The organism is Modestobacter sp. SYSU DS0875 (assembly GCF_054050915.1).
This window is the reverse complement of the sequence record NZ_JBJHAH010000009.1, coordinates 123,318-145,659: the sequence shown is the minus strand read 5'-3', so window position 1 is coordinate 145,659 and position 22,342 is coordinate 123,318. Positions and strand designations below refer to the sequence as shown.

19 protein-coding genes are annotated in these 22,342 nt (G+C 74.9%); 13 read left to right on the top strand and 6 right to left on the bottom strand.

Annotated features, from left to right (window positions below; genetic code table 11):
- Positions 1-368: 368 nt before the first annotated feature.
- Positions 369-782, bottom strand: coding sequence for a DUF5318 family protein (locus ACI79Y_RS07765; RefSeq protein ID WP_457157919.1), 414 nt, complete (start codon positions 780-782; stop codon positions 369-371).
- 135 nt (positions 783-917) lie between these two features.
- Here ACI79Y_RS07765 and ACI79Y_RS07760 point away from each other — a divergent pair, with 135 nt between their 5' ends.
- The 3 genes from ACI79Y_RS07760 (at position 918) to ACI79Y_RS07750 (ending at position 3,546) form a co-directional block, all read left to right on the top strand.
- A complete protein-coding gene (locus ACI79Y_RS07760) occupies positions 918-1,547 on the top strand; it encodes a PadR family transcriptional regulator (protein ID WP_457157918.1) in 630 nt (209 codons plus the stop codon).
- A gap of 73 nt (positions 1,548-1,620) precedes the next feature.
- A complete protein-coding gene (locus tag ACI79Y_RS07755) occupies positions 1,621-2,691 on the top strand; it encodes an inositol-3-phosphate synthase (RefSeq protein WP_457157917.1) in 1,071 nt (356 codons plus the stop codon).
- A gap of 75 nt (positions 2,692-2,766) precedes the next feature.
- Entirely contained in the window at positions 2,767-3,546 is a 780-nt protein-coding gene (locus ACI79Y_RS07750) for a hypothetical protein (protein ID WP_457157916.1), read from the top strand.
- A gap of 106 nt (positions 3,547-3,652) precedes the next feature.
- Here ACI79Y_RS07750 and ACI79Y_RS07745 read toward each other — a convergent pair whose 3' ends face one another.
- On the bottom strand, positions 3,653-4,243 hold the full coding sequence (locus ACI79Y_RS07745) for a YqgE/AlgH family protein (protein WP_457157915.1): 591 nt from the start codon (positions 4,241-4,243) through the stop codon (positions 3,653-3,655).
- 176 nt (positions 4,244-4,419) lie between these two features.
- On the opposite strand from ACI79Y_RS07745, the gene ACI79Y_RS07740 reads away from it, so the two are divergent.
- Complete coding sequence (locus ACI79Y_RS07740) at positions 4,420-5,784, top strand: MFS transporter (protein ID WP_457157914.1); 1,365 nt, start codon at positions 4,420-4,422, stop codon at positions 5,782-5,784.
- Here the strand turns inward: ACI79Y_RS07740 and ACI79Y_RS07735 are convergent.
- On the bottom strand, positions 5,759-7,243 hold the full coding sequence (locus ACI79Y_RS07735; RefSeq protein ID WP_457157913.1) for a CCA tRNA nucleotidyltransferase: 1,485 nt from the start codon (positions 7,241-7,243) through the stop codon (positions 5,759-5,761). The two genes, ACI79Y_RS07740 and ACI79Y_RS07735, sit on opposite strands and share 26 nt — an antisense overlap.
- Before the next feature lie 57 nt (positions 7,244-7,300).
- On the opposite strand from ACI79Y_RS07735, the gene ACI79Y_RS07730 reads away from it, so the two are divergent.
- The 9 genes from ACI79Y_RS07730 to ACI79Y_RS07690 all read left to right on the top strand — a co-directional run bounded on the left by ACI79Y_RS07730 (position 7,301) and on the right by ACI79Y_RS07690 (position 19,324).
- Positions 7,301-7,774 (top strand): NUDIX hydrolase, encoded by a 474-nt coding sequence (locus ACI79Y_RS07730; RefSeq protein ID WP_457157912.1) that lies wholly within the window; start codon positions 7,301-7,303, stop codon positions 7,772-7,774.
- Positions 7,771-10,155, top strand: a complete 2,385-nt coding sequence (locus ACI79Y_RS07725; RefSeq protein ID WP_457157911.1) for a DUF6049 family protein — start codon at positions 7,771-7,773, stop codon at positions 10,153-10,155. Before ACI79Y_RS07730 ends, ACI79Y_RS07725 begins: the two co-directional genes overlap by 4 nt.
- Positions 10,152-12,257 (top strand): murein biosynthesis integral membrane protein MurJ, encoded by a 2,106-nt coding sequence (gene murJ / locus ACI79Y_RS07720; protein WP_457157910.1) that lies wholly within the window; start codon positions 10,152-10,154, stop codon positions 12,255-12,257. The genes ACI79Y_RS07725 and murJ overlap by 4 nt, the downstream gene beginning before the upstream one ends.
- Positions 12,258-12,308: 51 nt before the next feature.
- Positions 12,309-13,940, top strand: coding sequence for a hypothetical protein (locus ACI79Y_RS07715; protein ID WP_457157909.1), 1,632 nt, complete (start codon positions 12,309-12,311; stop codon positions 13,938-13,940).
- A 99-nt stretch (positions 13,941-14,039) separates the two neighbouring features.
- The gene (gene trxB, locus ACI79Y_RS07710) at positions 14,040-15,059 is read left to right on the top strand and encodes a thioredoxin-disulfide reductase (protein WP_457157908.1); all 1,020 of its coding nucleotides are present in this window, start codon (positions 14,040-14,042) and stop codon (positions 15,057-15,059) included.
- A 132-nt stretch (positions 15,060-15,191) separates the two neighbouring features.
- Entirely contained in the window at positions 15,192-15,518 is a 327-nt protein-coding gene (gene trxA, locus ACI79Y_RS07705; protein ID WP_153359386.1) for a thioredoxin, read from the top strand.
- A gap of 237 nt (positions 15,519-15,755) precedes the next feature.
- The gene (locus ACI79Y_RS07700) at positions 15,756-16,868 is read left to right on the top strand and encodes an N-acetylmuramoyl-L-alanine amidase (RefSeq protein ID WP_457157907.1); all 1,113 of its coding nucleotides are present in this window, start codon (positions 15,756-15,758) and stop codon (positions 16,866-16,868) included.
- A gap of 114 nt (positions 16,869-16,982) precedes the next feature.
- Positions 16,983-18,332, top strand: a complete 1,350-nt coding sequence (locus tag ACI79Y_RS07695; RefSeq protein WP_457157906.1) for an aminotransferase-like domain-containing protein — start codon at positions 16,983-16,985, stop codon at positions 18,330-18,332.
- Positions 18,329-19,324, top strand: coding sequence for a D-alanine--D-alanine ligase family protein (locus ACI79Y_RS07690; protein WP_457157905.1), 996 nt, complete (start codon positions 18,329-18,331; stop codon positions 19,322-19,324). Before ACI79Y_RS07695 ends, ACI79Y_RS07690 begins: the two co-directional genes overlap by 4 nt.
- Positions 19,325-19,384: 60 nt before the next feature.
- Here ACI79Y_RS07690 and ACI79Y_RS07685 read toward each other — a convergent pair whose 3' ends face one another.
- The 3 genes from ACI79Y_RS07685 to rsmG all read right to left on the bottom strand — a co-directional run bounded on the left by ACI79Y_RS07685 (position 19,385) and on the right by rsmG (position 22,337).
- A complete protein-coding gene (locus ACI79Y_RS07685; protein WP_457157904.1) occupies positions 19,385-20,425 on the bottom strand; it encodes a ParB/RepB/Spo0J family partition protein in 1,041 nt (346 codons plus the stop codon).
- A gap of 106 nt (positions 20,426-20,531) precedes the next feature.
- Positions 20,532-21,632: a ParA family protein gene (locus ACI79Y_RS07680; protein ID WP_457157903.1), complete on the bottom strand. Its 1,101-nt coding sequence runs from the start codon at positions 21,630-21,632 to the stop codon at positions 20,532-20,534.
- Between the two features lie 75 nt (positions 21,633-21,707).
- Positions 21,708-22,337: a 16S rRNA (guanine(527)-N(7))-methyltransferase RsmG gene (rsmG, locus tag ACI79Y_RS07675; RefSeq protein ID WP_457157902.1), complete on the bottom strand. Its 630-nt coding sequence runs from the start codon at positions 22,335-22,337 to the stop codon at positions 21,708-21,710.
- Positions 22,338-22,342: the final 5 nt, after the last annotated feature.

Genomic DNA, 22,342 nt, shown 5'->3' with positions numbered 1-22,342 from the left:
CCCCGCCCCGCCCCCCCCCCCCCCCCCCCCCCCCCCCCCCCCCCCCCCCCCCCCCCCCCCCCCCCCCCCCCCCCCCCCCCCCCCCCCCCCCCCCCCCCCCCACGGGGAGCGCCGGTGGCGCCGCGGGCGGGGGTGCTGCGGTTGCGGCTGCCGCCGCTGGCGGCGGTGGCACGGGCGGCCGGCGGACGGCGGACCGGACCCGATGAGACGCGGGCGGTCTCGTCGTGGGGAGGCACGCGCGGGCCCCTTCCTCGAGTGTGTGGACGGCGGCAGGTGTGCCGGCCCGCCCCAGGATGACGCGTCCAGCTGTGCACGGGTGGTGGCTCGCACCACAGGTGGGGCCGGACGGGCAGGGCGGGCGGGAGTGACTACTCGGTCGCGGCCCGGCGCCGGGTGCGCCGGGGTGCCCGGCCGGGAACCGGCTCGGCACCGAGCACGTACGAGGTCACCAGGTGGTTCCAGCCGCAGCCGCGGCAGACCTCGACGGTGTACACGGAGAACTCGTCCTGGGCGGCGTCCATCCGGGCCAGCTCTCGCCCGGTCTTGGCCTGTCCGGAGACCGGGCCGAGCCCCTCGCCGTAGACGTAGCTCACCTGGGCCAGGTGAGCCCGGCGGCAGATCGGGCAGGGCGCCTCGGTCGCCTCCCCGTGGTACTTCGCCGCCCGGGACAGGTACGGGCTCGCGTCGCAGACCTCGAACAGCCCGGTCCGCCCGGCCGCGACCGCGGCGAGGACCGCACGGCGCTGCAGCGCGTAGTCCACCACCGACCGTCGTCCGGGCACGGCGCCAATGTACGCATCGTCGAGGCCCCCCGGGCCGTTCCGCCAGCCGCTCTCGAGTTGCGGGCGACAGCGCACCCCGATGTATCGTGTCGATACATCGATCCGGTGAACGACCGGCGACGACGAGGAGGCGACGTGCTCGAACTCGCCATCCTCGGGCTGCTCCACCAGTCCCCCATGCACGGCTACGAGCTGCGCAAGGAGCTCGCCGCGGTGCTCGGCGGCCGGCGGAGCATCTCCTACGGCTCGCTCTACCCCGCGCTCAAGCGGATGGCCGCGGCCGGCCTCATCGCCAGCGACGAGCCGACCCCGCGGGCGCTGCTGCCCGCCGACGCCCCGGCCCTGACCGGCCGGCGCGGCAAGGTCGTCTACTCGATCACCGCCGAGGGCAAGGAGCGGTTCGCCGAGCTGCTCAGCTCCGCGGGCCCGGAGTCCTACGACGACGAGGGCCGGTTCGGCGTCCACCTCGCCTTCTTCCGGCACACCGCCGCCGACGTGCGGCTGCGGATCCTGGAGGGCCGCCGACGCACGGTCGAGCGGCAGCGCGACCGGCTCATGGAGTCGCTGCGCCGCACCCAGCAGCGGCTGGACCGCTACACCCTCGAGCTGCAGCGCCACGGGCTGGACTCCGTCGACCGTGAGGTCCGCTGGCTCACCGAGCTCATCGACAGCGAGCGGGACGACAACGCCCGGGCTGGGCAATCACCCACCCGGACCCCACCGGCGCAGACGCCCACCCCACCGCCCGACGTCACCACCACCTGAGCAGCACCACCCGCACACCTCGTCAGCACACATCGTCCGGGCCCGGATCGGGTCCGTCGGAGGGAGACAGTCCATGGCCTCGGTCAAGGTCGCCATCGTCGGCGTCGGCAACTGCGCCGCCTCGCTCGTCCAGGGCGTCGAGTACTACAAGGACGCGGACGAGACCGCCTCGGTCCCCGGTCTGATGCACGTCCGGTTCGGCGACTACCACGTCTCCGACGTCGAGTTCGTCGCGGCGTTCGACGTCGACGCCAAGAAGGTCGGTCGCGACCTGTCCGAGGCCGTCTTCGCCAGCGAGAACAACACGATCAAGATCTGCGACGTCCCGCCGCTGGGCGTCACCGTGCAGCGGGGCACCACCCTCGACGGCCTCGGCAAGTACTACCGCGAGACCATCGAGGAGTCCGACGAGTCCCCGGTCGACGTCGTGGCCGCCCTGCGCGAGTCCGGCGCCGACGTGCTGGTCTGCTACCTGCCGGTCGGTTCGCAGGAGGCCGCGGAGTTCTACGCCCAGGCCGCGATCGACGCCGGCGTCGCGTTCGTCAACGCGCTGCCGGTGTTCATCGCCGGCACGAAGGAGTGGGCGGACAAGTTCACCGCCGCCGGGGTGCCGATCGTCGGCGACGACATCAAGAGCCAGGTCGGCGCCACCATCACCCACCGGGTGCTGGCCAAGCTGTTCGAGGACCGCGGCGTGCAGCTGGACCGCACGATGCAGCTCAACGTCGGCGGCAACATGGACTTCAAGAACATGCTCGAGCGCGAGCGCCTGGAGTCCAAGAAGATCTCCAAGACCCAGGCCGTCACCAGCCAGGTCGACCGGGACATGGGCAAGGACAACGTGCACATCGGCCCCTCGGACCACGTGCCGTGGCTGTCGGACCGCAAGTGGGCCTACGTACGGCTCGAGGGCCGCGCGTTCGGCGACGTCCCGCTGAACCTGGAGTACAAGCTCGAGGTCTGGGACTCCCCGAACTCCGCCGGGATCATCATCGACGCCGTCCGCGCGGCGAAGATCGCCAAGGACCGCGGCATCGGTGGTCCGATCCTGTCCGCGTCGTCCTACTTCATGAAGAGCCCGCCGGTGCAGTACAGCGACAGCGAGGCCCGCGACGCCGTCGAGGCCTTCATCCGCGGCGACTGACGGAGGACCACGGCATCACGAGGGGCCCGGGCTGTGTGCCCGGGTCCCTCGGCCGTTCCTCCTACGCTGACGGCCATGCCCTCCCCCCGCCGTCCGCTGGTGCTGCTGCGGGCGTTCGTCGTCGGTCTCGTGCTGGCCTTGCTCGCCGGGTGCTCGTCGGACTCCGACACCCCCCGGCCGCCCGGCGACCCGGTGAGCGACGCGGAGTCGGCGGTGCTGGCCGAGCTGCTGGCCCGCAACGTCGAGGAGGGCGGCGCGGACTTCGTGGTCACCGCGCCCTACGCCGAGGGTGCGGTGCTGACGCTCACCGGCGAGGTCGACTTCAGCCAGCCCGCCGGGCGGGCCCAGGCGATCACCGCCTTCGACGACGGCCGCCCGGACGACGCGCGCACCCTGTTCTTCACCGACGAGGCGCTCTGGTTCGGCGACGTCCCCGGGCTCGACGGGGCGCTCAGCGCTGCTGACCTGCCCGAGGCCTCCTACGTGCGCCGGCCCCTGAGCGCGGGGACCACCGACGGCAACGCCTCGCTGGTCGACGTCCTGGTGACGATGCTGCTGCGGCTGGCCAGCGAGCAGGAGCAGGACCCGCGGTCGTTCTCCGGCTACACCTGGCAGGGCAGCGAGCTCATCGACGGGGAGCTGGCCTCCCGCTTCGACAACGGCCAGGGGACGACGGTCGCAGTGGCCGCCGACAGCGAGCTGCTGGTCCAGTACGTCGGCCGGATCACCGACCAGGAGTTCGACGTGACCATCACGCTGTCCGACCACGGCCCGCGGGACATCTCGCTGCCCTCGGACGAGGAGACCCTCGACGCCGAGGAGCACCCGGAGATCGCCGCCGAGCTGGGCGTCTAGCAGACAGAACGGGAGGGGGCGGCCTCTTCCCCAGGCCGCCCCCTCCCGCAGGTCCCTTCGTACCAGAACCCGGCCCGGGCCGGGAGGCGACACGCGGGCGGATCGGTCAGTTGGCCGACGGATCGGCCGGTGCCGTCGAGAGCACCGCCAACCGGCCGGTCTGCCGGCGCAGCACCGCCCGCCACAGCTCCGGCCCCGCCGCCGCGGTGAGCACGTCGGCCGGGCTCCCGGCGACGCACGCCCAGGCGCCCTCGGCCAGCTCGGTGGCCAGCTGCCCGGACGACCAGCCGGCGTACCCGGCGAACACCCGCACACCGTCCAGCTGCCCGGCCAGCGGGGCGGGGTCGGCGTCCAGGTCGACCAGGTGCACCGCACCGGCCACCGGACGCAGCCCGCTGCCCTCCGCGGGTGGCGCGTCACCGGCCCAGCTGCCCAGGCACAGCGCGGTGTCGGTCTCACAGGGCCCGCCGATGTGGAAGACCCCCGGCTCCACCGCCACCTCCGACCACCCGGGCAGCACGTCGTCGATCCGCACCTCGCTGGGCCGGCCGAGGACGACGCCGAGCGTGCCCGTGTCGGAGTGGTCGAGCACGTAGACGACCGCGCCGGCGAACGTGGGGTCGGTCAGCGCCGGCATGGCCACCAGCAGCGACCCCGGTCGGACGTCGTCGAGGCACCCGACCGAGAGGGCCGGCACGGCAGCTCCCCGGCGGCGTCCGGCGGCCGGGGAGGCGGCGGGACGGCGCTCGGGATCAGGAGAGGCGGGCACCGGGTTCATCGCCTCCCAGTGTGCATCAGCGACGGACGTGAGGGGTGGGCTGTCGTTGCGCCGGGCGACGTACCGTGGGGTACGTGCGACAGGGAGCGGGGACCGTGCGTTCCCTGCTCCGCCGCCCCGACTTCCGCCGACTGCTGCTGACCCGGCTGTCCGGCCAGTTCGGCGACGGGGTGTTCCAGGCCGCACTGGCCGGCACCGTGCTGTTCAACCCCTCGCGCGCGGCCGACCCGGTCGACGTCGCGGCCGGGTTCGCCGTCCTGCTGCTGCCGTACTCGCTGGTCGGCCCCTTCGCCGGCGTCTGGCTGGACCGCTGGAGCCGGCGGCAGGTGCTGCTGCTGGCGAACGTCCTGCGGGCCGGGCTGGTGGCCGTCGTCGCCGGGCTGATCCTCGCCGGGGTGGCCGGGCCCGCGTTCTACACCGCGGGCCTGCTGGTCATCTCGGTGAACCGGTTCGTGCTGTCGGCGCTGTCCGCGGGGCTGCCGCACACCGCCGACGAGCCCACGCTGGTGTCGGCCAATGCGCTCTCGACCACCTCGGGTGCGGTCGCCGCGGTGCTCGGCGGCGGGTCCGCGATCGTGGCGAGCGCCCTGGCCGGCTCCGCGAACGGCGGCTACGCGCTGCTCGCCGCCGGCGCCGCCCTGCCCTACCTGGCCGCGTCTGCGGTGGTCGCCGGCTTCACCCGCGGGCACCTGGGCCCCGACCACGACACCGTGCAGGACCGCGCCGGAGCGCGGGACGTGCTGCACGGGATGGTCAGCGGCGCCCGGCACGTGCTCGCCCACCCGCCGGCGACCGCGGTGCTGACCGTGATGGCCGTGCACCGGTTGTTCTACGGGCTGCTGACGCTGGTGGTCCTGCTGCTGTACCGCAACACCTTCACCGACGGCAGCCGGCTGTTCCCCGGCGGGCTCGCCGGGCTGGGGCAGGTGCTGGCGTTCGGCGCGGTGGGCACGCTGCTCGCCGCGGTGGTCACACCGGTGGCGGTGCAGCGGATGGGCAAGGCGCGCTGGATCACCCTGATGCTGGCCGTCGGTGGCACCGGTCAGCTGGTGCTCGGCGGGCTGTTCGCACCCGCGGCGACGGTGGCGGCGGTGTTCACCCTCGGGTTCGTCGCCCAGGCGGTGAAGATCTGCGTGGACACCACCCTGCAGGAGTCGATCGACGACGACTTCCGCGGCCGGGTGTTCGCCGTCTACGACACCCTGTTCAACGTCACCTTCGTGCTCTCCCTGATGGCCGGCGCGTTCCTGCTGCCCGCGTCCGGGATGAGCTGGGCGGCCCTGGCCGGGGTCGGGTCCGGCTACCTGCTCACCGCGGGGGCGTTCGCCCGCTGGTGCGCCGTCCGCCAGCGCCGGGTGTCGGACACCCTCCACCCGCAGCAGCCGCTGCCCGGCGCCCGCCGAGGGCCCGAGCTCGGCCGGGACCCGCAGCCGGCTACGAGCGGGAACGCCACCAGCTGAGCAGCTCGGCCTCCGCCTCGGCGGGGTCCAGCGGCCCGCGCTCCAGCCGGAGCTCCTTGAGGAACCGCCAGGCCTGGCCGACCTCCGGGCCGGGCTCGATGCCCAGCAGCGCCATGATCCGGTTGCCGTCGAGGTCGGGACGGATCCGCGAGAGGTTCTCCTGCTCGGCCAGCTCCGCGATCCGCGCCTCGAGCGAGTCGTAGGTCGCCGACAGGGCCGCGGCACGCCGCCGGTTGCGCGTGGTGCAGTCGGACCGCACCAGCTTGTGCAGCCGGGGGAGCAGGTCACCGGCGTCGGTGACGTAGCGGCGGACGGCGGAGTCGGTCCACTCCCCGCGGCCGTAGCCGTGGAAGCGCAGGTGCAGGAACGTCAGCCGGGAGACCGCCTCGACGACGTCCTTCGGGTACTTGAGCGCGGTGAGCCGCTTGCGCACCAGCTTGGCGCCGACCACCTCGTGGTGGTGGAAGGAGACCCGGCCGCCGGGCTCGTGCCGGCGGGTCGCCGGCTTGCCGACGTCGTGCAGCAGCGCGGCGAGCCGCAGCACCAGGTCCGCGCCCGGCACCGCCGGGTCCGCCTTCTCCAGCGCGATCGCCTGGTCCAGCACGGTCAGCGAGTGCGCGTAGACGTCCTTGTGCTGGTGGTGCTCGTCGATCTCCATGCGCAGCGCGGAGAGCTCGGGCAGCACGACGTCGGCCAGGCCGGTGGAGACGAAGAGGTCCAGCGCCGCTGCCGGGGAGTCGTTGAGGAGGGTGCGCGACAGCTCGTGCTGCACCCGCTCGGCGGTGATCCGGCCCAGCTCCCGGTGCATGTCGGTCATCGCCCGGACGACCTCGTCGTCGGGGGTCAGCCCGAGCTGGGCGACGAACCGCACCGCGCGCAGCATCCGCAGCGGGTCGTCGGCGAAGGAGTCGGCCGCCGCGCCCGGGGTGCGCAGCCGCCGGGCCAGCAGGTCGCCCAGCCCGCCGAAGGGGTCGGTGACCGTGCGGTCGGGGCCGAGCGAGACGGCCATCGCGTTCACCGTGAAGTCCCGCCGGGCGAGGTCGTCGACCAGCGACGTCCCCCAGGCGACCTCGGGGTTGCGGGACTCCCGGTCGTACCGGTCCGCCCGGAAGGTGGTGATCTCCACCCGCTGGCCGCGGATCTCCGCGCCCACCGTGCCGAAGGCGATCCCGGCGTTCCACGTGGAACCGGCCCAGCCCCGGATCACCTCGAGGGTCTGCTCCGGACGGGCGTCGGTGGTGACGTCCAGGTCGCCGGGTGGGACCGGTGCACCCGATCCGGCGGCGAGCAGCGCGTCGCGCACCGACCCGCCCACGAGGTGCACGGAGAAGCCGGCGGCGGTGAACCGGCGACCCAGCTCGGCCAGCACCGGGGTGACGTCGACCAGCGCCCGCACGGTCTCCTGGACCGCCGGGGGCACGGGCTCGCTCGGACGACGGGGCGGGGGCTGCGCGGACACGACGGTCGAGGGTAGTGCCGACCGGGCGGGGACTCCCGCGCGCGCTACCCTCCTGACATGGCTGGGACGGGCGGGCGACAGCGCCCCGGCCGCCGGCTGCGCCGGGTCGACGAGACCTCGGCGGGGGGTCTGGTGGTCGCCGACGACGTCACCGGCCCGCGCGCGGCCCTGATCGGCCGCACCGACCGCCGCGGTCGCCTGCTGTGGTCCCTGCCCAAGGGGCACATCGAGCAGGGTGAGACGCCGGCCGACACCGCCGTCCGCGAGGTCGCCGAGGAGACCGGCATCCTCGGCGAGGTGGTCGCCCCGCTGGGCATCATCGACTTCTGGTTCGTCGCCGAGGGGCGGCGCGTGCACAAGACCGTGCACCACTTCCTGCTGCGGGCCGTCGGCGGTGCGCTGTCCGATGCCGACGTGGAGGTCACCGAGGTCGCCTGGGTGCCCCTGACCGAGCTGCGGAGCCGGCTGGCCTACGCCGACGAGCGGGCCCTCGTCGAGCGGGCCCCGGGCCTGCTGGCCGACAGCGCGTGAACCGGCGGGCCGCCGGCCGCGCCGACGGCCACCGCTCCTGCCGCCCCCTCCGGCGCGCCGGCGTCCTCACCGGGCTGCTGGCGGTGGTGGGCGGCCTGCTCGCGCCCCCCGCGGCCGCCGCCCCGGCCGCGGAGCCGGCCACCGACCGGCCGGTCGTGGTCGACGTCGACCGGATCGAGCCGCGGACGGTCGTGCCGGGCGCGTCCGTCGAGGTGAGCGGGACGCTGGAGAACACCAGCGACGAGACCTGGTCGGACCTGGCCGTGCGGCTGCAGCGCGGCGAGGTGCTCACCAGCCGGGCCGAGCTGGCCGACGCGGCCGACGACCCGGACGACGTCACCAACGTCGTGGCCCGGTTCCAGCAGCTGGACGGGGAGCTGGAACCGGGGGAGACCCAGCCCTTCTCCTTCGTCACCCCCGCCGAGGAGCTGCGACTGGACGCCGACGGCGTCTACCGGGTGCTGGTGAACGTCAACGGCACCCGCGCGGACGGCTTCACCGAGCGGGTCGGGGACCTCTCCACCTGGCTGGTCGCCCAGCCACCGGAGCGGACCACCCGCACGACCGTCGCCTGGCTCTGGCCGCTGACCGACCGCCCGCACCGGGGCACCAGCGGCGCCTTCATCGATGACGACCTCGCCGGCCAGGTCGCACCCGGCGGCCGCCTGGACCGGGCGCTCGCCACCCTGGAGCAGCTCACGCGGGTGCCGGCCGCGGCGCCCGGCGACAGCGCGCCGGCGGTGCCGGTCACCCTCGCCGTCGACCCGGCGCTGCTGGAGGAGCTGGCGACCATGGCCGCCGGCGAGTACACCGTCGACCCACCGGACGCCGAACCGCGCGCCGGCACCGGGAGCACCGCCGCCGCGGACCTGCTGGCGCGGCTGCGCCGGCTGGCCGACGACCACCCGGTGGCCGCCCTCCCCTACGCCGACGTCGACGCCCAGGCGCTGGTCGCGGCCGGCCGACCGGCCGCGGTGCTGCGCACCCTGCCGGGTACCCCGGCAGGCACCGCACGGCAGCCGCTGGACGACGGGGCCGGGGACCTCACCGACGGCGCAGCAGCCGCGCCCACCGGCGCACCCGCCGACAGCACCGCCGACGAGGCAGCAGCCGGGGACACCGGCGCCGGGGCAGCAGCCGGGGACACCGGGGCCGGGGCCGACATCATCCGCGAGGTGCTCGAGGTGGCACCGCGCACCGACCTCGCCTGGCCGGTCGACGGCGCCGCCGACGCGGCCACCCTGGAGGTCCTCCGGCAGGGCGGGGCCGGCACCGTCGTGCTCGCCGAGGGGGCACTGACCGAGGGTGACCGGGCGACCGGAGCCGTCGGCCGGGCCGCCACCGCCGCCGCGACCGTGAGCACGACCGAGGACCCCCTGCCCGTGCTGGTCGCCGACGGCCGGCTGGCCGACCTGGTCGCCGGGCCGGCGACCGACCCGGACCCGGACGGCGGCCGGCTGGCCCAGCAGCGCTTCCTCGCCGAGCTCGGCGCCCTGGCCACCCAGTTGCGCGGCGCCGGCGACCAGAGCGTCCTGGTCGTGCCGCCCCGCCGGGTCGACCCCGACCCGGAGACTGTCGCGGCGATGATGACCGACACGGCGACGCTGCCCTGGCTGGCGGCGGGTCCGGTGGCATGGCCGGCGGCCGGCCCGTCGGCCGACGTCGGCGACCCCGTCGCCCGGACGGACGGCGAGGCGCTGCCCCCGGCCGGGGTCACCGAGCTCGCGCGTGCCGTCGGCGTCCGCGACGACGTCGCCGCCGCCGTCTCCGGGGAACCGGCCACCGCGCTGGCCGGCTACGACGCCGCGATCGCCCGCGCCGGCTCCGCGGCCTGGCGCGGCGATCCCGAGGCCTTCGTCCGGAACGCCTCCCGGGTGCGCGAGACCCTCCTCCGGCTGCAGGACGAGGTCACCCTGGTCTCGCCCGCCGAGGGCACCTACAGCCTCGCCTCCAGCAGCGCGCCGCTGGTGCTCACCGTGCAGAACGACCTCCCCTTCGCCGTCGCCGTCCGGCTGGAGCTGCGCGCCCGGGGCAACGTCGGCCTCACCACCGAGGACATCGGGGTGCAGGTGCTCCAGCCGTTGTCCCGCACCACCCTGGAGGTGCCGGCGGAGGTGCAGCAGTCCGGTGGGTTCCAGGTGACCGCCCAGCTGACCACCCCCAGCGGGGCCCCGCTGGGCGAGGCGGTCCAGCTGCAGGTCAAGAGCACCGCCTACGGGCCGGTGACCCTGGCGATCACCGGCGGGGCCGCCGCGCTGCTGGCGCTGCTCTTCCTGCGCCGCCTGGTGCGCTTCCTGCTCGCCCGTCGCCAGGGGCCGGCCGACGAGGCGCCCGACGCGGGCGACCCGACCGCCCCGGCGCCGGCCCGGAGCCCGGTGTGACCGGCCGGAACCCCGCCGACGCCCCGCAGCAGCACCAGCCGCCGGATGCCCCGCGCCCCCCGCTGCCGCCGCCGCCCTACCGGAACGCGCCAGCACCGCCGTCGACCGCCGGGGCGGCCGACGGCATGGCCGACGGCGCCCGCCCGCCGCTCCCGCCGGTGCCCGAGCGGCGGCTGCCGCCGCCCCCGGGTCCCCGCCCGACGCCGGCCGGTCAGCTGCCGCCGGTGCCGCCGGCACCGCCGCGACGGCGCCCGGAACCTGCGCCGGAGCAGGCCACGGACCACGCCCAGGAGCAGGTGACCGAGGTCGTGCCGCTGCGGCGCACCGCGCTGCCCCCGGTGCCGCCGCCCCGTGGCCGCCGCTTCGTGCCCGGGCCCGACGACACCCAGCTCATCCCGGCCTTCCCGGCGATGCGCCCCCTCGACGAGACCGACGAGGAGAGCGAGGGCCGTGAGGGCGCCCCCGGCGGCAGCAGCAGCATCCTGCGCGCCGCGGGCACCATGGCCGTGGCCACCCTCGTCAGCCGGCTCACCGGGCTGCTGCGCACCGTGGTCATCGCCGCGGCACTCGGCGTCGGCCTGGTCAACGACGCCTACAACACCGCCAACACGCTGCCCAACCTCGTCTACGAGCTGCTGCTCGGCGGAGTCCTGACCTCGGTCATCGTGCCGCTGCTGGTGCAGGCCCAGGAGCGCGACCGCGACGGCGGCACCCGGTACGCCCAGCGGCTGATCACCATGGCGACCGTCGGGCTGCTGGGGATGACGGTCGTGGCGGTCCTCGCCGCCCCGCTGCTCACCCGGCTGTCCGGCATCACCGGCAACGCCGAGCAGGTCGAGCTGGCCAACTGGCTGGCCCGCCTGCTGCTGCTGGAGATCGTCTTCTACGGCCTGGGGGCGCTGGCCACCGCGGTGCTGAACTCCCGCAACGTCTTCGGGCCACCGGCCTGGGCTCCGGTGCTGAACAACGTGGTCGTCATCCTCACCGGCGTCCTGTTCATCGCCGCCAGCGGGCCCGGCGAGCTGACCCCGGCCACCATCACCGACCTGCAGGTGTGGTTGCTGGGCATCGGCACGACGGCCGGCATCGCCGTCCAGGCGGTCGTGCTGCTGCCGCTGCTGCGCAAGGTCGGCGTGCCGCTGCGCCCGCAGTGGGGGCTGCGCGGCACCGGGCTGGGCGAGGTGGGCTCGCTGGGTCTGTGGGTGGTCGCCTACGCGGCGATCAGCCAGATCGGCGTCATCGTGGCGATGCGGGTGGCCAACGCGGCCGGCCGCAGCGAGGACGGCCTGGGCTCGGCGGCGTTCGCCATCGCCAGCCTGCTGTTCCAGATGCCCTACGGGATCATCGGCGTCGCTCTGCTCACCGCGCTGCTGCCGCGGATGAGCCGGGCGGCCGCCCGGCACGACCTGGACGGCGTGGTGGCCGACCTGACCCTGGGCACCCGCCTGTCGGCGACCGGCCTGCTGCCGGTGACCGCGCTGCTGGTGGTGCTGGGCCCGGCGGTGGCCACGGTGGTGTTCAGCTACGGCAACACCGGCACCGACGAGGCGCGGGCCATCGGCGTCGCCCTCGCCTTCGGCGCGTTCGGCCTGCTGCCCATGGCGGTGACCCTGCTGCAGCTGCGGGTCTTCTACGCGATGAAGGACGCCCGGACGCCCACCTTCATCCAGCTGGCCATGGTCGCCGTCCGCGTCCCCCTGCTGGTGCTGGTGCCGGTGCTGGTCGAGCCGGAGAACGTGGTGGCCGGCCTGATGGTGGCCACCAGCGCCACCTACCTGGCCGGCTGGGTCGCCGGCAGCGTGGCCCTGCAGCGCAAGCTCGGCGTCCGGGCCGGCCGCGACGCGGGGGTCACGGTGGCCCGGATGACGCTGGTCTCCGTCGTCGGCGGGGCCCTGGGCTGGGCGGTCGTCTCCCTCGCCGGTCGGGGCCTGGGGACGTCGGTGCCGGGCTCGCTCGCCACCGTCGCGCTCGGTACCGTGGTCATCGGCATCGCGGTCGTCGCGGGTGCCGTGGTGGTCGGCGTTCCCGAGCTCCGGGAGGCGTGGGCCGGTGTCCGGGCCCGGCTCGGCACGCCACGGCAGTCCGGCCGGCCGGGTGCCTGACCGGGGACGCCGTTCCCGGCGGGGGAGTGGTCCAGGGGGTCGGCACCGTCCGTGACGTCGACGATCACCGGTCTGCCCGACCGCTACCGCCCGCTGGACCAGGTCGCCCCCGACGAGCAGACGCCCACCGGCCTCATCCGCTCCTGGCGTGCCCGTGACCGGGTGCTCAACCGCGACGTCGCGCTGCGCGTGCACAGCCCCGGCGGACCGGCCGCCCGGGAGTGGATCACCCGGGCGCTGACCGCCGGCGGGCTGGCCACCCCGGCGCTGGCGATGGTCTACGACGCCGCCGAGGGCACCGGGGGCACCGAGCCGGGCGGCGCCGCCTACGTGGTCAACGAGTGGATCGACGGCGTCCGGCTGGCCGACCGGCTGGCCGCCGACGGCCCGCTGCCCGAGCGGGAGGCCCGTGCGGTCGTCCGCCGCCTCGCCGAGGGCGTGGCCGAGGCGCACCGGGCCGGCCTGGCGGTCGGCGGGATCACCGCCGAGCACGTCGTGCTCCGCCCCGGCGGCCTCGTGGGGCTCGTCTCGGTGCCGGCGGCCACCGGCTCGGTGCGCGGGGACATCGCCGCTCTCGGCGCGCTGCTCGAGCTCTGCCTGACCGGCTCCCGCGCCGACCTCCACGGGGACCGGCCCCCGCCGATCGCCGCCCCCGACCTCGCCGCGCTGGTGCGGCGGGCCCGCTCCACCGACCCGGGCACCGGGCTGTCCAGCGCGGCGGCGATGGCCGCGCTGCTGACCGAGCGCGGCCGGACGAGCACCGGTCCGCAGGAGGCCGCGCGCCCCGACCCGATCAGCGACAGCGGGTGGATGCGCCGGCTGCGCGACCGCCGCGACCTGGCCGAGGCCGAGGGTCGGGGCGGGGCCGACGAGCACGCCCCCGTCCGCCGCCCTGCCGCCGGCCTGCCGCCGGTGCCGGGTGCCCCGCTGGCCCGCCCGGTGGGCGCGTCCCCCACCCGGGCAGAGGCGGACGCCGAGGAGGAGCTCGACTGGCCCGACTCCCTGCCCGAGGACGACGCCGACGACGAGGGGCCCGCCGCCCGACGCCGGCTGGCCCTGGTCGGGTTGCCGCTCCTCGCGCTGGCACTGGTCGTGGCGATCGGGTGGTGGTTCGGCTCGAACGTCCTCTCCGTCGCCAGCAACGTCGAGAGCGGGTCGCCGACGGCGCCCGCGCCCGGCGCGCCGGCCGACGACGCCGACCCGGGCACGGCGGAGGAGCCGGCGCCCGAACTCGGCGCCGCCCTGCCGGTCACCGGAGCCGCCGTCTTCGACCCGTTCGGCGACGGCGAGCCGGAGAACGACGACGACGTCCCGCTGACCACCGACGGCGACCCGGCCACCGCGTGGTCCACGCTCACCTACCGGGGGTCCGCGGAGTTCGGCAACCTGAAGCCCGGCGTGGGCATCGTCTACGACCTGGGCAGCGAGCAGCCCGTCGCCGGGGTGCAGCTGCTCACCGGCACCCCCGGCGCCGAGGTGGAGGTGCGCACCGGTGGCACGCCGGACGGCGACCTGGACGCCTTCGACGTCGTCGCCGCCACCCAGCTGACCGGCGACGACCAGGTCACCCTCGAGGCGCCGGCCACCACCCGCTACGTGCTGGTCTGGATCACCTCGCTGGTGCCCGCCGGCGAGGGGTTCGCCGCCGAGCTGGCCGAGGTCACCGTCACCGCCGCGTCCTGAGGCCCGCGGCAACGCCGGCCCGAGGCCGCTGCAACGCCCCTTTCCGCCTCATGGGTGAGGGCCCTGGCGTCGAGGAATGACGGCCCTAGGCTGTCGGTTGTGCGCCCTGTGACGAGTGACCAGCCCACCCCCGGCCCCGCCGTCTCCACGGACCCGGCCCACCCCGCCATCCCCCCGGCGGAGCACGACGGCGTCCGTGACCTGATCATCATCGGGTCCGGCCCGGCCGGCTACACCGCTGCCACGTACGCAGCCCGAGCGAACCTGCACCCGCTGGTGTTCGAGGGCTCCCAGTTCGGCGGCGCGCTGATGACCACCACCGAGGTGGAGAACTACCCCGGGTTCCCCGAGGGCGTCCAGGGCCCGCAGCTGATGGACGACATGCGCACCCAGGCCGAGCGCTTCGGCGCCGAGCTGGTGCCCGCCGACGTCACCGAGGTCGACCTCACCGCCGACCCGAAGATCGTCAAGGTGGGCTCGGAGGTGCACCGGGCACACGCCGTCATCGTGGCCACCGGGTCCAAGTACCGGTACCTGGGCCTGGACAACGAGCAGCGCCTGCTCGGCCACGGCGTCTCGGCCTGTGCCACCTGTGACGGCTTCTTCTTCCGCGACCAGGACATCGTGGTGGTCGGCGGTGGCGACTCCGCGATGGAGGAGGCGACCTTCCTCACCCGGTTCGCCAAGTCGGTCACCGTGGTGCACCGCCGCACCGAGCTGCGGGCGTCGAAGATCATGCAGAAGCGCGCGCAGGACAACGAGAAGATCCGCTGGGCGCTGGGCAAGCAGGTCACCGACGTGCACGGCGACAACGCCGTCTCCGCCGTCGAGCTGACCGACGTCGAGACCGGGGCCACCGAGCAGCTGCCGGTCTCCGGCCTGTTCGTGGCCATCGGCCACGACCCCCGCACCGAGCTCTTCGCCGGCCAGCTCAAGCTGGACGAGGAGGGCTACATCCTCGCCGAGCACCCGACCACGCGGACGAACATCGACGGCGTCTTCGCCTGCGGTGACGTCGTGGACAAGATCTACCGGCAGGCCATCACGTCCGCCGGCACCGGCGCCAAGGCGGCGATCGACGCCGAGCGCTGGCTCGCCGAGACCTTCGACGAGCGCTGAGGAAGGACCCCCTCGCCCCCCACGCCTCGCAGGCTCGGCGCGCGACCCGGTGAGGGGGCCTGACCGGGGCATAGAAGCGATGGCCGGTTGGTTCAACAGGCAGACACCCGAGCGACCACAGGGAGCAGCACCATGGCAGGCAACACCGTGACCGTCACCGACGCCAGCTTCGCCAGCGACGTCCTGGGCAGCGACAAGCCCGTGCTGGTCGACTTCTGGGCCGAGTGGTGCGGACCGTGCAAGATGGTCGCCCCCGTGCTCGAGGAGATCGCCGCCGAGCACGCGGACAAGCTGACGATCGCCAAGCTGAACATCGACGAGAACCCGCAGATCGCGCGTGACTACCAGGTCATGTCGATCCCCACGATGACCGTCTTCCAGGGCGGCAAGCCGGTGAAGAGCATCATCGGCGCCAAGCCCAAGGGCGCCATCCTGTCGGACCTGTCCGACTACATCTGAGCGACGTCCCGCCTGCCCGCCGCAGGCGCGTCTGAGGCCCGCCCGTCCCTGGACCGGCGGGCCTCGTCGTGTCCCGGTCGGCATCCTGCCGGTCACCCGTCCGGTGGCCACGCGTCACCGGATCGCGGGCCTCCCGTCACCCGGTGCGCGCGCCGCGGAGCCACACCCGCCACAATCGACGGTGCCCGCCCCACCCGGCGACCGGCCGGACCCGCGAACAGGAGTGACCCCTTCCGCATGGACGTCCTGCGACCCGGCAGCTCTGGCCCTGCGGTGGCCGAGGTGCAAGCGGTGCTCAGCACGCTCGACATGCTCGCCGGCCAGCCGGCATCCGGGCAGTACGACGAGGTCACCGAGCTGGCGGTCCGGCACTTCCAGCAGGTCCGTGGGCTGTCCGTCGACGGGCTCGTCGGTGAGGAGACGTACCGGGCGCTGACCGAGGCGCGCTGGTCACTGGGTGACCGGCTGCTGCGGCACGACCCCGAGCACCCCGCCCGCGGCGACGACGTCCGCCGCCTGCAGGAGCTGCTGCTCGAGCTCGGCTACGACGCGGGGCGCGCCGACGGCATCCTCGGCCCGGAGACCGAGGCGGGGCTGCGCTCCTTCCAGCGCGACTACGGGCTCACCGCCGACGGCACGTGCGGCCCGGCCACCCTGCGCGCGCTGAAGCAGCTGGGCCGCCGGGTCACCGGCGGCCGGCCGCAGCTGCTCCGGCAGAGCGCCTCGCTGGTCGACTCCGGGCCGCACCTGATCGGCCGGGTCATCGTCATCGACCCCGGGCACGGCGGTCAGGACACCGGTTTCACCGCCGGCGAGACCACCGAGGCCGACCTCGTGTTCGACCTCGCCTCCCGCATCGAGGGGCGGCTCGCCGCGGCCGGCGCGACGGTCTACCTGACCCACGGGCGCACCGGCGACCCCACCGCCGCCGAGCGGACCGCCTTCGCCAACGACGCCCGTGCCGACCTCTTCCTCTCCCTGCACATGGAGGCGCACGGCTCGGCCCACGCCCGCGGGGTCGCCAGCTACTACTACGGCACCGGTTCGGGAGCCAGCTCCACCGTGGGCGAGCAGTTCGCCAACCTGGTGCGCCGGGAGGTCATCGCCCGCACCGGCATGCTCGACTGCGGCTCGCACCCCAAGACCTGGGACATCCTCCGGATGACCCGGATGCCCGCCGTCCGGGTCGACTGCGGCTACCTCTCCCACCCGGTCGACCGGCTGCTGCTCCTGGACGCCCGGCTGCGCAGCACGGTGGCTCAGGCCGTCGTCGCCGCCGTCCAGCGGCTGTTCCTGCCGGCCGAGGCCGACCCGCCGACCGGCACCTTCCTGCTGCCCGCCCGCGGCTGACGAAGCAGCCCCTTCCTCCCCACACTTCGCAACTCAGCGCCGGCCCCCCTGGACGGGGGCCGATCCGGGACGTCCCCCGTCCCGCGCCGGGAGCAGCGGCATACACTGCGACGGGTGACCCCTCCTGTGCACCCACGTCACCCGCGGCTCGACCCGCTGGCGGACCGGTACGCAGCACGCACCCACGGCATGAAGAGCTCGGAGATCCGGGCGCTCTTCTCCGTGGTCAGCCGGCCCGAGGTGGTCTCGCTGGCCGGCGGCATGCCCGCGGTGAGCGCCCTCCCGCTGGACGCCGTCGGTTCGATGATCGGCGAGCTGGTCTCCGGGATGGGCGCGCAGACCCTGCAGTACGGCTCCGGCCAGGGCGACCCCCGGCTGCGCGAGCGGATCTGCGACGTCATGGCGCTGGAGGGGATCACCGACGCCTCGCCCAGCGAGGTCGTCGTCACGGTCGGCTCCCAGCAGGGGCTGGACCTGGTCACCCGGGTGTTCATCGACCCCGGTGACGTCATCATCGCCGAGGCGCCGTCCTACGTCGGCGCGCTCGGGGTCTTCCAGGCCGCGCAGGCCCAGGTGCGGCACGTCGCGATGGACGACGACGGGCTGATCCCGGAGGCGCTGGAGCAGGCGCTGCTGGAGTGCCGGGCCCGGGGCGACCGGGTCAAGTTCCTCTACACGGTGCCCAACTTCCACAACCCGGCCGGCGTCACCCTGTCCGAGCCCCGGCGCGAGGCGATCATCGCGATCGCGGAGCAGTACGACCTGCTGGTCATCGAGGACAACCCCTACGGCCTGCTGGGCTTCGAGCGTGAGCCGATGCGCGCGCTGCGGGCCCGGAACGACGAACGGGTCATCTACCTGGGGTCGTTCTCCAAGACCTTCTCGCCCGGCCTGCGCGTGGGCTGGGTGCTGGCGCCGCTGGCGGTCCGCGAGAAGCTGGTGCTTGCCACCGAGGCGCAGGTGCTCTGCCCGCCGTCGCTGACCCAGTACGCCGTCGCCCGCTACCTGGACACCCAGCCGTGGCGCGAGCAGATCAAGGTCTTCACCGAGCTGTACCGCGAGCGCCGCGACGCCACCCTGGAGTCACTCAGCGCGCTCATGCCGTCGGGTACGACGTGGACCCGCCCCGAAGGTGGCTTCTACGTGTGGCTCAAGTTGCCGCACGGGCTGGACGCCAAGCTCATGCAGCCCCGCGCGGTCGCTGCGCACGTCGCCTACGTGCCGGGCATCGGCTTCTACGCGGACGGGCAGGGCCAGGAGTACATGCGGCTGTCCTACTGCTACCCGGAGCCGGACCAGATCCGCGAGGGCGTCCGCCGGCTCGGCCGGGTCATCGAGGCCGAGCTGGACCTGCACTCGACCTTCGACGCGGTCGACACCGGCACCTTCCGCGCCGCGCGTCCCAGCACGCCCCCCGTCATCGGCCCGTCCAACAGCGACCAGAGTGGAGACCGCCAGCCATGAGCGAGCCGGCCGCCGCACCGGTGGAGGCCACCGGGCCCGACCAGCACCCCTTGCGTGCCCTGGTGCTCGCGGGCGGCCTGACCTTCGAACGCGAGGTCAGCCTCTCGTCGGGCAGCCAGGTCGTCGAGGCCCTGACCCGCGCCGGAGTCGACGCCGGGATGCACGACGCCGACGCCGAGCTGCTGCCCGGCCTGGCGGCCGCACCGGTCGACGCGGTGTTCATCGCGCTGCACGGCGCCACCGGGGAGGACGGCGCCCTGCGCGCCGTGCTGGACCTGGCAGGGGTGCCCTACGTCGGCTCCCCGGCGGCGGCCTGCCGACTCGCCTGGGACAAGCCCGCGGCCAAGTCCGTCGTGGGGTCGGCGGGCGTCGCGACGCCGGACTGGGTGGCCCTGCCGCACAGCACGTTCCGCGAGCTCGGGGCCGGCGCGGTGCTCGACCTCATCGTGGCCCGGCTGGGCCTGCCGCTGATGGTCAAGCCCGCCACCGGTGGCTCGTCGCTGGGCGTGCAGAAGGTCAGTCGCGTGGAAGACCTGCCGGCGGCGATGGTCAGCTGCTTCGCCTACGGCGACACGGTGATGGTGGAACGGTTCGTCGACGGGGTCGAGCTGGCGCTGTCCGTCGTCGACCTCGGTGACGGGCCGCAGGCGCTGCCCGCGGTGGAGATCGCCCCGGAGTCCGGGGTCTTCGACTACACGTCCCGCTACACCCCCGGCCTCACCGAGTACCACGCACCGGCACGGGTCGACGACGCGGTCGCCGCCCGTGCAGCCGAGGTGGCGCTGCAGGTGCACCGCGCGCTCGGGCTGGCCGACCTCTCCCGCACCGACGCGATCGTCACCCCCGACGGCGAGGTGCACTTCCTCGAGGTCAACGTCTCCCCGGGGCTGACCGAGACCTCGATGTTCCCGATGGCCGTCGAAGCCGCCGGACACCGGCTGGGCGACGTGCTCGGCCGCCTGCTGGCCCGCCGCGCCGGCACCCGCAGCTAGAACGGACGCCGGAGATGTTCCGTCAGTGACGGAACATCTCCGGCGTCCGTTGGTCGCGGCTCAGGAGTCGTTGCGGCGCCCCGTGATGTCCGGCGCCATCATGCCGACGATGCGCTGCAGGTCGTCGACCGAGCCGAACTCGACGACGATACGTCCCTTGGCCCGCCCGATCTGCACCTTGACCTTGGTCTCGAACACGTCCGACAGCCGGCCCGCGAGGTCCTCGACACCGGGCGCGCTGATCTTCCGCTGCGACCGCCGGGCGGTGGTGGGGCTCTCGGCGACCGCGAGCGCGACGGCCTCCTCGGTGGCCCGCACCGACATGCCCTCGGCGACGATCCGGGTGGCGAGCGCGTCCTGCGCCTCGGCATCCGGCAGGCCCAGCAGCGCCCGGGCATGGCCGGCGGAGATGACCCCCGCCGCGACCCGGGTCTGCACCTTCACCGGGAGCTTCATCAGCCGGATGGTGTTGGTGACCTGCGAGCGGCTGCGGCCGATCCGGGCCGCCAGCTCCTCGTGCGTGGCGCCGAACTCCTCCAGCAGCTGCTGGTAGGCCGCTGCCTCCTCGAGCGGGTTCAGCTGCACCCGGTGGATGTTCTCCAGCAGGGCGTCGCGGAGCATGGCGTCGTCGGTGGTGTCCCGGACGATCGCCGGCACCGCCTCCAGACCCGCGGCCCGGGCGGCGCGCAGCCGGCGCTCACCCATGATCAGCTCGAACCGGCCCTCGCCTGCCTCGCGGACGACGATCGGCTGGAGCAGGCCGAACTCCCGGACGGAGTGCGCCAGCTCCTCCAGCGCCTCGTCGTCGAAGACCTGGCGGGGCTGCTTGGGGTTGGGGTCGACGTCGCCGACCGGCACCTCGCGCAGCTGGGCACCGGGCACGCCGGCGACCGGCTCCACGGCAGCAGCCGCATCCCGGGCGGCGGCCCGCTCGGTCAGCGAGGTGGGCGGGGGAGGGCTCGCCTCGTCCGGGGCGCCGACGCCCGCCGCCTCCGCCTCGGCTGCCTCCGCGGCGCGAGCCGCGGGCGTCGCCGTGGGCGCCGGCGCACTGGTGGGGATCAGGGCCGCGAGGCCCCGGCCGAGTCCGCCGCGCTTGGTCACTGGTTCTCCTCGCTGCTGCCCGGCCGCCGGTGCGGCGCGGGGGTGGAACAACCGATGCCGGAGCGCCGCAGCGGCGCCCAGGTGTGGCTCATGGGGCGGACGGTGCTCATGTGTCATGCCGTCCACCCGTGGCGGGGCCGGCGACCGGCTCGCCGAGCACCAGGGCGGCCACCGCGGGCGGCGGCGGGGGTGGGGGCGGCGCCGAGCGGACAGCCGGCTGCGCCGCCGTCCGGGGCTGTGCCGGCGGCGGGACCGACGGCGACGCCGGAGCGAGCCGCGCGCCCCGCACGGCGAGCTCCCGGGCGGCCTCCACGTAGCTCGTCGAGCCACGCGACCCCGGGTCGTAGGTGAGGACCGACTGGCCGTACCCCGGGGCTTCGCTCACCCGGACGTTGCGGGGGATGACCGCGGTGAGCACCAGGTCACCGAAGTGGTTGCGCACCTCGTCGGCCACCTGGTCGGCGAGCTTGGTGCGGCCGTCGTACATGGTGAGCAGGATGGTGCTCACCGAGATGCCCGGGTTGAGGTGGGCCCGCACCAGGTCGATGTTGGACAGCAGCTGCCCGAGCCCTTCCAGGGCGTAGTACTCGCACTGGATGGGGATGAGCACCTCGTCCCCGGCGACCAGCGCGTTGAGGGTCAGCAGCCCCAGGGACGGCGGGCAGTCGATCAGGACGTAGTGCGGCCGCTCCTCCGGCGGCAGCCCGTCGAGGTAGCCCTCGATCGAGCGCCGCAGCCGGTGCTCGCGGGCGACCACGGAGACCAGTTCGATCTCGGCGCCGGCCAGGTCGATCGTCGCCGGGACGCAGTGCAGGTTCGGGCTGGCCGTCGTCGGGTGGGTCACCTCGGCGAGGGTGGCGTCGCTGACCAGTGCGTCGTAGACCGATGGCGTGCCGACGGTGTGCTCGACACCCAGGGCGGTGCTCGTGTTCCCCTGCGGATCGAGGTCGATCACCAGCGTCCGCAGGCCGTACATGGCCAGTGCGACGCCCAGGTTGACCGTCGAGGTGGTCTTCCCGACGCCACCCTTCTGGTTGGCCACGGTGATCACCCGGATCCGGCCGGGGCGAGGGAAGGGGTCCTGGTCGGCCGCGTGCAGCACACGCGTGGCCCGCATCGCCTCGGCGGCGATCGGGCTGTCGAACTCGGCACCGACTGCCTGGTCGGCGGCGAGGCTGGTGCGCAGCCGCTCGCCCGGGTCCGTCATCGGTGCGTCCTCCTCACGGACTGCGTTCCACGTGGAACGACGCGGTCGTGTTCCACGTGGAACGCGTTGAGCTGCTCAGCGGGGTGGGCGCGGGACGCCGACCCGCGTCATCAGCACCACGGTAGTGGCTGCGGCGCCGAGCCCGACACCGACGGCCCGCGTGGAGATGTCCCGCATCCCCGCCGCCTCCAGTTCCGGGACGAGCGCCGGCACCTCGGCGGCCGCCCGGGCGCCCACCAGGGCGATCAGCTGGGCCCCGGGCCGAAGCAGCCCGCGACACCAGCCGACCAGCCGGGGCAGCGGGGCCACGGCGCGGGCGGTGACCACGTCGACCGGTCCCACGGCGCGGACGACGGCACGCTCCTCCGCGCGGCCGCGGACGACCTGCCACGGACGGTCGAGGTCACTGACCACCTCGGCCAGGAACTCCACCCGCCGGGCCATCGGCTCGACCAGCGCGAGCTGCAGATCCGGCCGGGCCAGACCCAGTGGGACGCCGGGCAGCCCGGCCCCACTGCCGACGTCGACCACGCGGGAGCCCTCCGGGACGACCTCGGCCAGCGCCGCGCTGTTGAGGAGGTGCCGGTCCCAGAGGCGCTCGACCTCCCGGGGCCCGATCAGGCCGCGGGTGACCCCGTCACCGGCCAGCTTGGCCACGTACGCGGTGGCTGCACCCAGCGCGGGGCCGAAGACCCGCTCCGCCACCGGTG

What these genes read in the sequence shown, in the direction of transcription:
- ACI79Y_RS07755 (WP_457157917.1), top strand. Translation starts at nt 1,621, where the DNA reads ATGGCCTCGGTCAAGGTCGCCATCGTCGGCGTCGGCAACTGCGCCGCC.
- ACI79Y_RS07750 (WP_457157916.1), top strand. Translation starts at nt 2,767, where the DNA reads ATGCCCTCCCCCCGCCGTCCGCTGGTGCTGCTGCGGGCGTTCGTCGTC.
- ACI79Y_RS07730 (WP_457157912.1), top strand. Translation starts at nt 7,301, where the DNA reads ATGGCTGGGACGGGCGGGCGACAGCGCCCCGGCCGCCGGCTGCGCCGG.
- trxA (WP_153359386.1), top strand. Translation starts at nt 15,192, where the DNA reads ATGGCAGGCAACACCGTGACCGTCACCGACGCCAGCTTCGCCAGCGAC.
- ACI79Y_RS07700 (WP_457157907.1), top strand. Translation starts at nt 15,756, where the DNA reads ATGGACGTCCTGCGACCCGGCAGCTCTGGCCCTGCGGTGGCCGAGGTG.
- ACI79Y_RS07690 (WP_457157905.1), top strand. Translation starts at nt 18,329, where the DNA reads ATGAGCGAGCCGGCCGCCGCACCGGTGGAGGCCACCGGGCCCGACCAG.
- ACI79Y_RS07680 (WP_457157903.1), bottom strand. Translation starts at nt 21,632, where the DNA reads ATGACGGACCCGGGCGAGCGGCTGCGCACCAGCCTCGCCGCCGACCAG.